Genomic DNA, 15008 nt, shown 5'->3' with positions numbered 1-15008 from the left:
CATTGAGCCCGTTTCAGACCCACGTCGCCCAGGCCGAACTTGAGCGTGGACTCCTCGCCCAGAGCGCGACAGACAAGTGCCTGCGCATGGGCGAGGAAGTGGGAGGTCTGTTCAAGGCCATGCGGAAAAGTTCGAGAGTATCACCTGCTTAGTAGCCGATCGTTCCCCAGCAAGGCGTGTCAATGGCTGTGGTGAAGCAAGCGCGCCAGAAACGTTAGGCGGCACGATCGTTAAGTAATACGTCCTTCTTTAGCTGCCTTTCTTGTGCTTGTGAGGCTTGAGAGAGGGTGTGTTGCCGGGTGTCTCCTTGTTATCCCGGCGCCGCTGATCGGGCTTCCCCGTGGACTTTGCAATCGGCTTTGGACCAGGCTTGATGGGCATACTTGGACTCCTAGTTAGAAACAATCAGAAGATTGACTTGCCGTGCCGCCTAACGCCTGCATCGGGCCACGCAGCAACAGCCGCATCGGCCCCAGAACCTTTTCTAACTTCCCCAAGCTGTCGCGCTTTCCCGACTTGGGAGGCCCCTCACTTGAGTTTGAAGCCCGCCTTCTTGAAGGCGTCCTTGAGCTGCTCCTCCACTGCGGCTTTTGCCTGGCTCCCGGCGGTACGCATGACGTCCCCATACCTTCCGGTAGCCCCGCACCTGGCGCAGGAGATCGTGTCAGAAGGACGCCGGGTGCTCGGAATATTGAACTTGTCGCTACCGCAACGGCACTTGACGGAAATGGTGCCTGTGGTCATCGGATGCTCTCCAGACTAGAGGGATGTTCCGAACATCACGCTATCGCCGCCCCGTCGCAAATCCTAAGAATTAAAGGACGCCGATGATGGGTACCCGCCTTCATTTACCTACCGTACAGATTCTTCCTAACTTAGTTGCGCAGCTCGTCAGCTTATTGCCGTTCAAGAGTACGGAATTGGATTACGCAAAACTGAACAGCAAAATGCTGAAACATCTCTACGCCACTTCCAAAGACTTCTTCGCGCTTAAGGCCATCACTGCTTCATGCTTCTTTGGACGACCACCTTTTGCCCCATTTGCTCGGGAAGCGCTTGCCTTCTTTCCACCCTTGGCGCCACCAAGTAGTGAAGCTGTTACAGCTCGAGCGAGATTTCTCATGGGCGAGCTAGCTTTAACTAGACCAGCTATCGAAACATGCAGATCACGCTCATCGAGCGTGATGGCACTTCCCCCGAAACCCAATTGCAACTTACCCAGCTCAGAAGTCTTCAAGTCTGAAAACTCTGGAAACATAGCTACGGGAAGAGAAATTCTTGTGCGATCGGCAAATGAGATCACAAACGAGCGAATCGGCTTCGATTCAATCCTCAACCCAGTAGCATGCAAATCACCAAAGCGAGAGCTGGTGGGACTAAGCATGCCATGCTTCAACACATCCTCAGTGACTTCGACATCGTTGTGAATCTTTGACTTTACGCGAATTTTCATAATTCTATCTCCACCTCATCACCATTCTCTAGAATCAGCAATGTTCTGTTGTGAGCGTTATCAAAGGACGACTTGATAATTCGCAATGAAGGATCTTCATAATTCTCAACATCTGATACCACCTCCTGGGTAAGTATCCACTGCTTGTTCTCGACACAAGTGCTACCCATGGCACGCCACCATTCTCGTCTGGCCCGCCTAAGCGCTTGCGGATCCATGAGCGCTCGGCGTAAGGACTCAATCAATGCGGCGGCTGGCTTGTTCCTGACAGGCCGCGTGTCCCAGTACTCAACATCATCCTTCCAGAAGCTGAAGCGCAGCCTGACATCCCAGTTCGGCGATTTGATGTGCACATGGGGATCGCAGTGATCGCGGCTTTGGATGATGAGGTCATGTCCGTTGTGGCTAGTGATCTTCATAGTAAACCCATCCGTTAGGTTTTCAAGGCGCGCCAAGGTTCACAAATATTAATCATTCATAGTGGAGGCGAAAGACGCCAGCCTCCTCAACGACCCATCATAAGTGAATGGCCACCAGCTGCACTTCGATTCCAAGATCCTTAACAAGGCGACTTGGAGAGTCGTCCGCGTTCGACGAGCTAGTCACAGCAAACTTGAGCTGGCAAAGGCCGTAAGCATGAATCGCGAGTGCGGGGACCGCACGAGCTCCACTCGTAATTTTGCGACTGGACCCGCTGTGGGATTTCTATCTCCGTGACCTGTCGAGTTGCGGAATTGCAGCCGCCTTCCCAGGCTGCGATGCCCGAGGCCAACCCTGCAAATTGATCACCATTACCTCTCCCAAACCCAGTGCGCGCACAGGTGCCTCGATACGGGACAAGTCACCCGCCACGACCCACGTCAATTTGCTGACATCTAACGCGGCGGCAGCGGTGCGAACCTCGTTGAGATCGAGTTGACGGAGGGCCCTACTGCGGCGGGTGGTCCAATCGTCTGGCCGGGCGAACCGCACGATGTCTGCGATCTCCGACGCGACTGCCTCCCGCGTCTCGAAACCGCCCGCCAGACGCCGCACCTGGCTGTCCCGGAAGCGTGCAACCTCGTCCTGCCTGGCAGGCGCCGGTCCGGCCGCGTACTCCGCAATCTCGCGCTGAATCTCCGCCATGGCCTCCGCTACGCGGTCGGACTGCACCGGCGCCACCACTCGCCAGGGTCGCGCTATCGCGGCATTGGCGGCACTGGAGATCACGCCGTAGGACCAGCCCTTGGCCTCTCGCAGATTCATGTTGAGGCGCGCACTTGGCGATCCTCCCAGGACGGAATTGGCGACCTCGAAGGCCAACGTCCGGGGGTCTGAACTCGGCGCGACCAGCTGCCCGGCCACCAGGGTGGCCTGCAGAGCGCCAGGGCTGTCGACCAGAAACACCAGTGGCCTGGCCTGCGCGGGCAGGCGGTCGTCGATGCGCACCTCAGGGATCCCACCCGACCCGCGCCAGTCGCCCAGATGCCTCTCAAGGACCGGGATCAGTTCGTGGAGCGTCGTATCCCCGACCACGACAAGCGTGCCCCGCTCCGGCCGAATCCAGGCACGGTGGAACTCCACCAGGTCATCGCGGCGCAAAGCCTCCACGGAGGCCACGGTGCCCGGTGCATTGAAGGCCTGGGCGTACGGATGATCGAGCCCGTACAGCAGCGCAGGAAACAGGCTCGTGGCCAAGCGCTGTGGGTTGGCTGCCTCCTCCCGAAGCGCACCCACCTTGGCGGCACGCATGCGCTCCATTGCTGCCGGCTCAAAACGCGGTCGGCGCAGCATGTCCGCGTACAGCGCAACCGAATCGCCAAGCGTGTCTCTGAGACCGATCAGGGTCACCGCGCCGCTGCCCACGTCGACACTGGAACCCAGCTCCGCCCCCAGCGATTCAGCGCGCGCCGCGAACGCCAGGGCGTCGTACTCCCCGGCCCCTTCCGCCAGCATGCTGAACGCCATGTCTGCCAGACCCGCAGTTGCCGCGGGATCCATCGGGAATTGATACGACATGCGAACAAGCGGGACGTCCTCCCGTCGAGCCAGGATCACGTGGGTGCCGTTCGACAGCGCCGCCCGCTCGATCGCAGGGAATCTCAACTCCGGATAGCTTTCAGGAAACGGCGGCCCTGCGCTGCGATTCACGCCCGGTGCTGCAGCGCGATGGCTTTTGCCTAGGCTTTGCGCGTGGGGCACCGCGTCAGCCGGCTCGGCCTCCTCAGCGAACGCAGCGCGGGGCCCTGGAATGACCGTCAGGATGTGATCCCCCTGCTCCAGCCAACGGCGAGCGACGCGAACCAGCTGGTCGGGCATGGCGGATGCCACCACGTCGGCGGACCGCCGATAACAGCCTGCATCGGCTTCAAATACCTCACAGGCGGCGAGCACTTCTGCCTTTCCGTCCATCCCACCGTTACGCTCGATGCTCTTCACGAACTCGGCCCGCATCGCGGTCCGAGCACGTTGCACCTCATCGAGGGTGGGGCCCTCCTTCAGCAGACGCTGAAGCTCCGCCTCGATGGCGGTTTCCACGGTCGACGGATCGACGCCGTCGCGCACATTGGCGACGATCATGAAGCGCGATCCGAGCTGCCCCCCTGCCTCTGCCGTGACGTCAGTGGCAAGTTGATCGGAGTGCACCAAGCGCTTGCCCAGCCGGGAGGCATTGCCTCCTCCCAGGATGTAAGCCAACACCCGCAGCTGATCAAAGTCCGACGTTCCACGAGCCGCGATGTTCCATGTCCGGTGAACGCGTGGTTGAGGAACCTGATCGGACAAGGTTTCCAGGGTGGTGGAAGCCCGCTTGGCGACGTCCGCGCGAGCCCTTGTCACTTCGGGCGCCGATGGGATATGCCCGAAATAGGACTCCACCTTCTTCCTGGCCTCTTCAACGCCGACATCGCCTGACAGCACCAGCACCGCATTGTTCGGACCGTACCAAGTCTGGAACCAGTCCTGGACGTCGGCAAGCGTGGCCGCCTGCAGATCGCGTGCGGATCCGAAGGTCGAATGATGGTACGGATGTCCCGGCGGGTAGCTTGACCGGGAGAGCCGCTCCCATACGAATCCGTAAGGCACGCCGCGCCGCTGCAGCTTCTCGTTTTCGACAATGCCCCGTTCGGTATCCAGCGCCTTCTGATCGATGGCACCCAGCAGATGACCCATGCGATCGGACTCCATCCAGAGCGCCAGGTCCAGCGCCGTGGATGGAACCACCTGCATGTAGTTGGTGCGCTCAGGCGTAACCGTGGCATTGACGTCGGTGGCGCCCACGCGCTGCAACGGCCCGTAGTAGGCGTCGCGGTAGTGCTCGGTGCCTCGGAACATCAAATGCTCGAAGAGGTGCGCAAAACCGGTCCGGCCGGCAGGCTCATCTCCGGAGCCCACCTGATACCACAGATGGACAGCCACGATCGGCGCCTTCCGATCGGTGTGCACGATGACACGCAGGCCATTGGGCAGTGTGAAGCGTTCGAAGGGGATGTCCACCGCGTGCGGAGCTGCGGCTGGGGCGTGCGACGCCGCTTCCGGATTGCGCGCCGCTACTGGCACGGTGAAAGCGGCCACTGCTAGCGCCGTCCAAAGCAGTCTCTTCGCACCACCTACGACAACGCCCATGCGTCCATCCCCCGCCAAGTAGCTGCCCACCAGCAAGCCCCTGCGACACCAAGTTGGCCCACCGGAGTTGTTTGGGGCTCCCAAGATCCATGTTAGAAAAGCAGGCCTCACCCCTGCCTCTCCGCGCGCAGTGCCCCAACTGCGGGTTCGATCTTAACGCCCAAACTGCTCGCAGTGCTTGGAGACCATCGCTTGATACTCCGCCATGGGCGTCAGGCCCATTTGAGCACGACGCTGCTCAAGCTTCTCAGGCGCCTCGACCGCGCGGGGCTCCCAACGCCCCTTGTCCACACAACGCCCCTGCGTTCCGTAGCGCTGGGGGTCGTGGGTGCGGTCCCATAGGTAGGCATAATTGGACGCTTTGACCTGCCCCGTCGCTACCAAGGTCTCCATGGCTTCCGCAACAGAGCGCTGGAACGCCGGATCCTTGTCGGCATGCTGGGCCAGCAGCCAGGCCGCGTCCGCCCCGTCCTGGCCCACCTGCGCCACGGTCGGCCAGCCATGGGCCGCAACGATCGCCTTCAGCCGAGCGGTGTGCACCGCATCGACGGCACTGAGCACCCTCTCCTCGCCCTCCGTGGTCAGCGGGAGGTCCCGCACCGCCTGATCGGCATCCCTCATCCGCAGAAGCTCACCGCGCAGCTCGGGGTCAGTGGGCGTCCCACCGCTGGCTCCCAGCGGCGCGAAGAGGATCGTAATCACTAACAATGGACCGAGTCGTTGCGCCACAACTCCACCTCCTAAGTGATTTCTCAGCCATCAACTGGCCGCGCCGTTTAACAGCCGTACAGAACTAAACTAGCATCCCAGAGGGAGTTGTTAGCTTGTAGAAATTAAACAGTACCGTAATGACTGCGATTCGACATAATTTTTATCCAGTCAAGTCTTTGATTTTAATACATTAAATTCATCCAGTTCCTGCGTAATTTTCTTTTCCTGAAGAAGCAGTAATGGGCGCTCACAATAGATGCCTACGGTCGGTACGCGCACGACCCATTTCCATTGACGATTGCTGAAGCTGGTTTATCTGTACCTCCATCGAAACGATGGAAGCCCGCAATGCCGTTGACTCCCCCACCAAGCCCCCTCCAAATCTACCTGGACGACCCCAACGGCTCGCTGGAGATGTCCGACATCCGCATCGGCAGGTTTCGGATCGGAAAGCTGGTCGTCACCAGCCGAGAGGCCGCGATCCAGGCCCAAGAGATTCTCAATGCCGCCTATGAGCGCACCCGCCGCGCACGCTCAACGAAGAACGGCACCCGGTATCCCGAGCCGCTGCCGGCGGGCACACCCGGGCGCTCGCTCTCCGTAGAAATTGACGACTACATCCGCAATCGCGGCGACTACAGCTGCCTGGCCAGAGAGACCGTCGAGGCGACCTCTCGCACCCTACGGCTGCTTCTAATGACCTGCGGGGACATACCAGTCACCCGCATCGACCACGCTCACATCTACAAGCTGTGGGACCTCATTCGCTGGGCCCCAGACCGTCTGCTGTCCGACCCCGAGTACCGAAGGTTTACCTACGATCAGGCGGTCGCGCGTGGAAAGCAACTCAACGTTGCTCCGCCCGCCCCCGCCACGCTCGAGAAACACCGGCGCTTCCTATCGACCTTCTTCAAAAAGCTAGAGAAATCCAAGGCCATTGGTGCCTCGCCGATGGTCGCCTTCGACGAAATCAAGAAAGACTTGGTCGTGGATCCGAACAAGCCCGAGCGCCTTTTTGACGATGCAGAACTCAAGCGCATCTTCGACCTGGAGACATATGTCCCATGGGCTAGCAAGTACCCCCACCGCTGGTGGCTTCCAATCCTTGGCCTGTGCACAGGGGCGCGCATCAACGAAATCGCTCAGCTGAAACTAGCGGACGTAGTGCAAGAGGCTGGCGTCTGGTGCATACGGATCCAGAAGACCGTCGATCCCGACTTGGCGCACAAGACCCGCAACCGAAGCCGTCAGCGCCTGAAAGGAAAGTCTGCCATTCGAACCCTCCCCATCCCTCCCCAAGTGCTTGATGCGGGCTTTCTGGACTTCGTGGAGGATATCCGCGCGTGTGGCCATCCTCGATTGTTCCCCCACCTGACCGCCGGCGTGAACCGCAAAACGGGTGAGTCGAACCAGCGCTACAGCCAAGCGGCGCTCAACCAGTTCAGCACCTACCTGAAGAGCTTGGGTTTCGGGAAGGGGATTGGGCTGCACGCCTTTCGGCACACCATCGCCACGGAGCTCCATCACAAGGGAATTCCCGACGAGGACATTGCCTTGCTGACGGGCCACAGCATCAGCAAGAGAGTGCCGGTGCTGCATGAGGCCTACTTCCATAAGAAGCCGGAACTCGCCCGAAGGAAGCAAATCGACCTTCTGAGCCGCTACGCGCCGCCGGTGGAGCTGCCGCCCTACCAGAGGGGGCAGTTCGCGAAACAGCTGAGCGACCCGGGAAAGTTCTACCCGTAAGCTATTGCCAATGGCCAAGCCGCTGCGGAATGACGCGGTGCCGTTGCCATAGGCTGTCGTCATTCGCATCGAGGCGGATTTCGAACTACGCTATCCCTTCTGCACCTCGGATAGAACAGATGACAATCGATGTCAGCCACCTCTCGGCAAAAGAACTCAAGACGCTGATCGCTCAAGCAGAGAAACAGCAAACCAGAGTACTGACTCGCCCCAAGGCTGCCGCCATGCGAGCCAAGATCAACAAGTATGTTAAAGACCACGGTTACACGATTGAGGAGCTCTATGGGGCGCTTTCAAGTCCATCCACGGAAAAGGCCGGCAAGCGAGTAGTCCGGAATCCGAAGAAGACGGCCGGCAGCAAGGTCGCCCCTAAGTACCGCAATCCGGCCAACCCTGGTGAGACTTGGTCCGGCCGTGGGCGCCAACCGAAGTGGCTCGCTGCTTTGGTTCAGAACGGGAAGTCGCCGAGCGACTTCTTGATCAAATGAGTCCGCACGTCATGATTCCACGTGACTTCACGCTGTAACGCTTACTAACCACCATCTTGTGGCCCTCGCCAGAAATCGAAATTCCGTGGATTCGCGTCATTGCGAATCCACCTCTAGCACAGCAGCTTCAAAGTCTTCGCTGGACCTTCTTCACTCAGGCTAACCCACCGCCTGGCCGAGCGACATTGGCGCAACATGCTGAGCATCATGCATTGCTTAGGCCAACGACCGGCCCACTCGGTCAGAGGCGAACTCATATCTATAAGAGTCTCTACTAGCCATGCGACTGTTCGGCCGTCATTTGAAGCGGTATCCCACACCTCTAACCGTCACCAGCACTCCGGTGATGCCATGATGCTCAAGCTTCCTCCTAATGTTGTGGACATGCGTGTCGACAACCCGACTCGACGAATCAACGGTAGCCCCCCCTTGCAGCAACTCTCCACGCGTGAATGCTTTAGAAGGGGTCCGCAGTAGCGCATAAACGATGTTGAACTCGGCCGGGGTCAAGTCGACGACAGCCGGCGGTCCAGACGCCTCTGATTCCACCAGCACCCTCACCGCCACTCCATCTGCAATCAGCCTTCCCTGCTGGAGGACGCTATCCCCCTCCCATCCAAGCGAAACTCGACGCAACACCACATGAACTCGAGCGACGACTTCCCGCGGGCTGTATGGCTTGACGATGTAGTCATCTGCGCCGCAATGAAGCGCACCGAGCCTATCCCGCTCATCGTCGATCGCAGAAATCATGATCACAGGTGTGCTCGCCCTCCCGCGGATCATAGCGAGCACATCGGTACCAGCCATCCTGGAAGACGTCGTCTCTAGAAGCACTATGTGAGGGCGCCAGTGGGCGAACAAGTCCAAGGCATGTTCTGCGTCATCAGCAACCGCTACGAGGAACCCCTCCTTTCGAAGTTGAGCCTCAAGTATGCCGGCGCTTTCAGTGTCAGCCTCAACCAACAGCACCCTTCTCACGCCATAAAGAGACGACACCGAGTACACAGAGTTCGAAAGAGTCATTGATCAACTATTGATGTTTGTCCAAGAGCCGTCGAGGCGGCGAGCCCTTCTTATCACCACGCCGGGGCGTCGCCAACTGGCCGATGACGACGGTCAGCCTGCGCCGCATGTCCGCACATGCAGGGAGTGCTCCAGACGTCGCATGGAGAATTTTCCCCCACCTTTGCGGGTTGCTCGAAGCAGCGCCATCCACTTATGGATGAAGCCGCAAATTGCCCTGCCGTCAGACCGAAAAGAGCAGTACTTGCAGGCACCACCGCGCCCTCGTGAGGATCCGCGGACAGATGCCAGCGAGAGAAGGATTTGAGCCGGCTCATCGACATCAGACGAAGTAGTCATGGATCGCGACAGCGGCTTAGGATGGACCTCCAGGCCGAGCCGCTCTCGCGCCCCGCGGCCGCAGCGAAACGCCAAACATGATTCACCCTGCCTCCCAACTTGCCGAGGGCAGCGGATACCTAATGCTCTGTCGAAAGCGTGAACTGGGGTAGTGACTGACGGCCACTTCGACAGGGTTGCCGGCTGTGGAGTAGTAGAAGCGAACAACTTGAAGTGCTGGATCACCTGGCGCCACTTGAAGCAGATCGGCGGTCTCCTTGTCGAGAACCGTAGCAGTCATGTCTTGCCGAACTTCCGTCACGGCTATGCCGTACATCCGCTCCAGATTCTGATAGATCGGCCCACGCGCTATCCGCGGGGTGATCTGGGCCGCTGCATACTCCGGATGGAGGTAAACTCGCACGACGCCCGCCGGCAGTGAAGCAGCTGACCGCCTTCGTAGAAAACAAGCCTCAGACAACTGGATACCACGCCGGCACTCCAGAACATCCGAGAGGCGCTCAGTGACGGTGATCAAGCCCAAAGATACGTGGTGAAGCTCTGTCCTTCGGAGAAGCTCGCGAAGGCCATCTATCGAAGTGATCGGAGGAAATGCCTCCACTTCCTGTGGCGCCGGAAGCACCATCGAGCCAACCCCCGGGCGAGACGCGATCAGGCCTTGGAACCTAAGCAATGCCAACGCCCGGCGCACGGTTTGGCGGCTCACGCCGTGAACTGACATGAGATTCTTCTCGGACGGCAGAGTACTTCCCACTGGATGCGCCCCGCGCTCAATGTCAATGGTGATTGACTGCGCGAGCGCATGATAGAGAGGCTTCGGTTGGCCTTTGAAGGGCTGGCGTCGATCGGACATTGTCACTTCGTTACTCTTTCCTTTCCATTGCGCGCTGGCCTTCTGAGGAGCGCCGCTCTATGTTGTCCTGGGTCCTACTTTCAAAGATGTCGCTCTTCAAACTTCTCACCTGCGGGCAATGCACCGGCCTCGCACGGCTTTCCTAAGAGCCAGCCTTGACCAACGGCGTCTGGAACGAGTCGGCACATTGCAATCGCCTGCTGCTCGGTTTCAACGCCTTCGGCCACAAGCGGCAGCTTCAGCGCCTTAGCCATTGCGCAAATGGCTTCAACGGCATGGCTCGCCGGAGAATGAGTGCCTGCAGCTCTGGTGAGCCGGCGGTCCATCTTTAGCCCTGCGAGAGGAAGGTCAGCCAGATAGGCGAAGTTTGAGTAGCCAGTTCCAAAGTCGTCCAGGTACACCCGGAAGCCCGCCTGCTCCAGCTCGCGCAGCGCCTCTATCAGCAGCTGCTGAGAGGCAGTGGATCGCTCTGTCAGCTCTAAGACTATGGCGGATGCTGAAACGCCAAAAATCTTTGTCTGCGCAACCAGAAACTGTCTTAGTCCGATGCTCAGAATGTCCTGGGCAGACAGGTTGATGCTTGCGTAGAAGCCGTCCCCACATCGTAGGCGCCATCCAATCTCATCTAGGCTTTTCGCGATCACCACCTTCGCCAGCTCAGTGCCGAGTTTCAGGTGTTCCGCCATGGGTACGAAGGTGTCGGGCGAAACATCGGATCCAGTCAGTGTCCGCCAACGAGCCAAGACCTCGACACCGATCATCTGACGGTCAGACAAGCGTCGCAGTGGTTGGTAGACCAAGTCGATGTCTCCGTGCCTGATTGCGCGAGTCAGCATTAGGTCCAGAGCTTCCCGCCGCCCTTGGAAGACCTTCAGTAGAGCCCCTAACCCTGCTCCTCCAGCCAGAGCCAGCGCAAGGATGGACGTAACTGTCCAAGAAGGATCGTTCCATAGGCTGCCGGATGCGGCTTGGGCAACGACGCAGATATCGAACTCACTGCTGCAGGCGCGTGTGGCGACGTGCCCGGCAGATGGAGTCAACGCCCCGTTCGTGCCCAGCGACATTTCCTGCACTGCGCCAAAGGATTGAAACCGGTGTCTGCCGTCTCGCGTGACCACCAACGCTCCGCCCCCCTCCATGGGCACTGCCATTCGCTCAAACGCTGTTGGAGCCGTGGTCACAATGGCGTTTCCGTACGACGCGAGGTCCACCTTGATGCGCCCATCGCCAGGGGCGGCTACGCCCCGCCAGAGCGAATATCCTCGAACGAGGCGATTCGGAGCGACAAGCTTTACAGGCGTAGGAAGGCGCCCCCATATTGCTGTACATATCAATTGCCCGTTGCTCAATCTCCCAACATCCTTGATGTAGCGGGAGTGAAACGCTATGAGACGCAGCTCGGCCAAGTCCTCATCTCCACAAGGCGCGGCATCTATCAACAGCGCCTTGTTCAGCCCATCAACGCCGGCACGGGCAACATCTTGAGCGTGTTCCAAGAGAACGACCGTATAGTCGGCAAGTTCAACTTTTGCCCGCTGCGTGACTGCCAACTGGGCCGCCGCCAGAGTGCTCGCGACCACGGCTATCCCCAGAAGAGCAGGCGCTGAACGGAGAAGTGCCCATCGCAAAGATCGCCACTTAGCGGATGACTTGCGCATTCCTGACTCCGGGGTTAGTACCCGCCGGACAGATTGTTATCCGGCAGGATCGGACTCAACTGGCGTGAACCAAACGGGGGCGGAACTCAGTATTCACCTTAAAGAATGCGACTGCCTGAGCAAGCCCATCAGCCTGGTCTTCGACGGCACCGGCCGCTGCTGAGGCCTCCTCCACCAATGCAGCATTCTGCTGTGTCACCTCGTCCATCTGCATCACCGCCTGGTTAACCTGTTCAATGCCCGCAGTCTGTTCTTGGGAGGCTGCGGATATCTCCGTGATCATGTCGCGTACGCGCTGGACGCTCTCAACGACCTGATGGATGGTGGCCCCCGTCTGCCGGACCTCGTTCGAGCTGTCGACCACATCCTGGACCGAGCGATCAATGAGTTGCTTGATCTCCTTCGCTGCCTCAGCGCTGCGCTGGGCCAGCGTCCGGACCTCGCTTGCAACCACTGCAAACCCCCGACCTTGGTCCCCTGCCCTAGCAGCCTCCACGGCCGCGTTCAGCGCTAGTATGTTGGTTTGGAAGGCAATCCCATCGATCACCGTGGTGATGTCTGCGATGCGCTGAGACGACCCCTCAACCTTTTCCATCCTTTCCATTGCCCGATCAACGGCGCGGCCCCCCTGAAGGGCAAGTTCACCAGCGTCCGAAGCGAGTTTGCTAGCCTGCAAGGCATGATCCGCGTTCTGGCGCACCGTGGAAGTCAACTCCTCCATCGACGCAGCCGTCTCCTCCAGGTTCGCCGCCTGCTGCTCCGTGCGACGTGACAGGTCCGAGCTTCCCTTGCTCACTTCCGCGGCGGACACCCGAATGACTCCGGCTCCGTCCTGGATGCCTCGTACGATGCTGCCAAGCTGCTCCGAGGAGGAGTTCGCGGCATCACGCATTTTGGCGAAAACGCCACTGAACTGGCCGGCTACACGGTAGGTCAGATCGCCTTGAGCCACCGCCCCCAGCAGACTCGCGATACTCGAAAGGCTTCGGTCGCTGACGTCGAACATCTGGTTAAGGTTATCGATCATCTCTCGGAAGCTGTGACTAAAGCCATCTGAAGTTCCGCGTTGTGAAAAGTCCCCCAATGCCGCGGCTTGAACAAGACGACGAATCTCCTCGTTGATCGCCAACAAATTGCTTCGTGTGGTCTCCATAGCTTCTGTGATAGCGGTCTGATCTCCGGGCAGAGCCTCCATCCGTACGCTCATGTCCCCTATCGCGTAATGCTGAGCGATGTCGACGATCTGTTCGATCAGCATGTTGGAGCGCTCAACCATGGCGTTGGTGTCAATTGCGAGCTGGCCAAAGGCACCCGGATGACGGGAGCTATCAATACGATGGGACGTCCGCCCTTCGGCCTGAGCAGAGGCCATTTCCTCCTGATCAGCGATGAGAGCCTTGATGCGATCCTGCATCGCGCTCATGCTTCTCAACAGTGCTGCTGTCTCGTCTCGTCCCTCCACCTTGATCAAGTTCTCGATGCCACCCAATGCAATGGCATCGGCAGTTCTTGTGGCTTGCTCCAAGGGAACGGTCAAACTGCGTGTGATCGCAATTGCCAGCGCGATGCTGAGCAAGATCGCGAGAACGCCGGCTGTGATAAGCATCGTGCGACCGCTGGCGCTCGCGGCTTGTGCCTCGCGATAGCTTGCGTTCGCCAAGCGCTCCTGAAGCTCCGCGTTGGCAAAGATGGCAGCCTGCCACTCATTGAGGAGCACATCTCCTTCTGCGAGAAGCTTGGTAGCCTGAACTACGTCGCCCTGAGAGGCCGCCTCGACAACTGAGTCATTGACCCGACGCGCTGCGAGTCGCTTTTCGGTGATGACGGCACGAATCCTCTTCCCTTCCTCGTCGGCAGGGGTTGCGTAGAGGGCATCACCAGCCTCGTCGTACACCTTCCGCTGCTCGGCGATCTTTCGCATCAAGGATGCCTGGACATCCTTGTCCTGCAGCATGATCAGTTCACGCAACGAGATACTGATCTGCATGTTCGCGCTAGCCATGGATTTGGAGAGTCGAATGCGCTCCATGCTCTCTTTGACTATCGAGTCCATGCTTTGCTCAGCACGGGACAGCGTCCAAAGACCGGACGCAACGATGGACATCGCAACCGCGATCAAGATAGCGAAGGCGGCACTCAAGCGGGTACCGACGCTGAACCGCATCAAGAAATTCTTCACATTCACACCTTTCATGGGGGAGGAGTTGACTCCTGGCCGACAACGTCAGCGGGCCAGTGATCGGCCCCATTCGGTACAACCTTAGCCCTCCCACGGGGCCGCATCACCTCACCTCATAATTTCCAATTAGGCGCACAATGAATGCATTTGAGCGACGCTTGGCGCTTTTACCCGCAAGAGAGGCAAGTAAGGAAGGCAGAACTTGCTTTTCGATAGCTTCCAGCTATCGAAATGAGCAAGAACATGTATCTTTCGTTTGTCCATGATTGGTCCAGATCTGCTTACGCAGATTGGGGATATGAACCTTGACCACCAAGAAGTTCCCCCTAGACAGGGAGAGCCCGAAATGTTCATTGCTCTCCCCTACGCGCGGGATGTCTCGGCATTGACGGAGGGCTCCTCGGATACGGGAGCGCGCTAAGCTCACCGGCGCTCTTAAGCCGGGCCGAGTCTCAACCCGCCTCTAAGGTGAGCCAAGATCATTGACCACCCCCCGCCCTGCCCGAACGAACGCCAGCAGCAAGTGTCTGCCTGGCATACTGCTCCCCATGCGCTCTTCTGCGCAGCAAGCCTGCCGCCAGCTCGCCTCAATGAGCGCCAGAGTTGCGATTGTGGGCGACCGTTGCCGAAGCGGCTCGCCAGGCCAGGAACTTGAACGCTGATGGGCTGGACTACTATCGAGAGTTTGGTTTCAAGTTAGACGCAAGTCGTAGCCACCTTGCGTCCCCTCCCGGGCGATCACCGGCCCAAAAGCAGCTCAGCGGTGCGGTACTCCGCCGCCCCTCCCCTCGGATAGCTAGTCACGCACCCGGGGGCCCGTGAAATGGGGCCGCACGGGTCAAGACCTTTGAAAACCAAACTGGGACAGTCGTCTGCAGCCGCCCGGATCCGTCGGCCTTCTCCACGGCCTCACGGGGGCGCTCGCCGGAGTATGGGATGCTCCTGCAGAACA

Annotated in this window: 11 protein-coding genes; 2 read left to right on the top strand and 9 right to left on the bottom strand. The window is 59.2% G+C overall.

Features of this window, described 5'->3' with window-relative positions:
• Nucleotides 1–528 precede the first annotated feature (528 nt).
• The 5 genes from BLS66_RS15380 to BLS66_RS15360 form a co-directional block, all read right to left on the bottom strand.
• Nucleotides 529–744, bottom strand: a complete 216-nt coding sequence (locus BLS66_RS15380; protein WP_074726237.1) for an ECs_2282 family putative zinc-binding protein — start codon at nt 742–744, stop codon at nt 529–531.
• Nucleotides 745–961: 217 nt separating this feature from the next.
• On the bottom strand, nt 962–1453 hold the full coding sequence (locus tag BLS66_RS20615; RefSeq protein ID WP_074726236.1) for a DUF2442 domain-containing protein: 492 nt from the start codon (nt 1451–1453) through the stop codon (nt 962–964).
• Entirely contained in the window at nt 1450–1872 is a 423-nt protein-coding gene (locus BLS66_RS20610; protein WP_074726235.1) for a hypothetical protein, read from the bottom strand. The genes BLS66_RS20615 and BLS66_RS20610 overlap by 4 nt, the downstream gene beginning before the upstream one ends.
• A 286-nt stretch (nt 1873–2158) precedes the next feature.
• Nucleotides 2159–5005, bottom strand: coding sequence for a M16 family metallopeptidase (locus tag BLS66_RS15365; RefSeq protein WP_244153004.1), 2847 nt, complete (start codon nt 5003–5005; stop codon nt 2159–2161).
• A gap of 204 nt (nt 5006–5209) precedes the next feature.
• Complete coding sequence (locus BLS66_RS15360; RefSeq protein ID WP_143025181.1) at nt 5210–5785, bottom strand: DUF6624 domain-containing protein; 576 nt, start codon at nt 5783–5785, stop codon at nt 5210–5212.
• Nucleotides 5786–6115: 330 nt separating this feature from the next.
• Between BLS66_RS15360 and BLS66_RS15355 the strand changes: the two genes are divergently transcribed.
• Together BLS66_RS15355 and BLS66_RS15350 are read left to right on the top strand one after the other, a co-directional pair.
• Nucleotides 6116–7513, top strand: a complete 1398-nt coding sequence (locus tag BLS66_RS15355) for a site-specific integrase (RefSeq protein WP_019659228.1) — start codon at nt 6116–6118, stop codon at nt 7511–7513.
• 119 nt (nt 7514–7632) lie between these two features.
• Nucleotides 7633–8001 carry an H-NS histone family protein gene (locus BLS66_RS15350; protein ID WP_019659229.1) on the top strand — a complete coding sequence of 123 codons (369 nt, stop codon included), beginning with the start codon at nt 7633–7635 and terminating at the stop codon, nt 7999–8001.
• Between the two features lie 297 nt (nt 8002–8298).
• Here BLS66_RS15350 and BLS66_RS15345 read toward each other — a convergent pair whose 3' ends face one another.
• From BLS66_RS15345 to BLS66_RS21010, 4 genes are all read right to left on the bottom strand, one after another.
• Nucleotides 8299–9027, bottom strand: coding sequence for a response regulator transcription factor (locus BLS66_RS15345; protein WP_074726233.1), 729 nt, complete (start codon nt 9025–9027; stop codon nt 8299–8301).
• A 421-nt stretch (nt 9028–9448) separates the two neighbouring features.
• A complete protein-coding gene (locus tag BLS66_RS15340) occupies nt 9449–10219 on the bottom strand; it encodes a GntR family transcriptional regulator (protein ID WP_074726232.1) in 771 nt (256 codons plus the stop codon).
• Nucleotides 10220–10299: 80 nt separating this feature from the next.
• The gene (locus BLS66_RS15335) at nt 10300–11877 is read right to left on the bottom strand and encodes an EAL domain-containing protein (protein ID WP_074726231.1); all 1578 of its coding nucleotides are present in this window, start codon (nt 11875–11877) and stop codon (nt 10300–10302) included.
• A gap of 55 nt (nt 11878–11932) precedes the next feature.
• A complete protein-coding gene (locus BLS66_RS21010) occupies nt 11933–14071 on the bottom strand; it encodes a methyl-accepting chemotaxis protein (protein ID WP_279626483.1) in 2139 nt (712 codons plus the stop codon).
• Between the last annotated feature and the right edge of the window lie 937 nt (nt 14072–15008).

It is taken from the genome of Stenotrophomonas pavanii (genome assembly GCF_900101175.1).
GTDB lineage: Bacteria > Pseudomonadota > Gammaproteobacteria > Xanthomonadales > Xanthomonadaceae > Stenotrophomonas > Stenotrophomonas pavanii.
The sequence above is the reverse complement of the archived record's forward strand: the minus strand, read 5'-3'. Positions and strand labels throughout refer to the sequence as shown.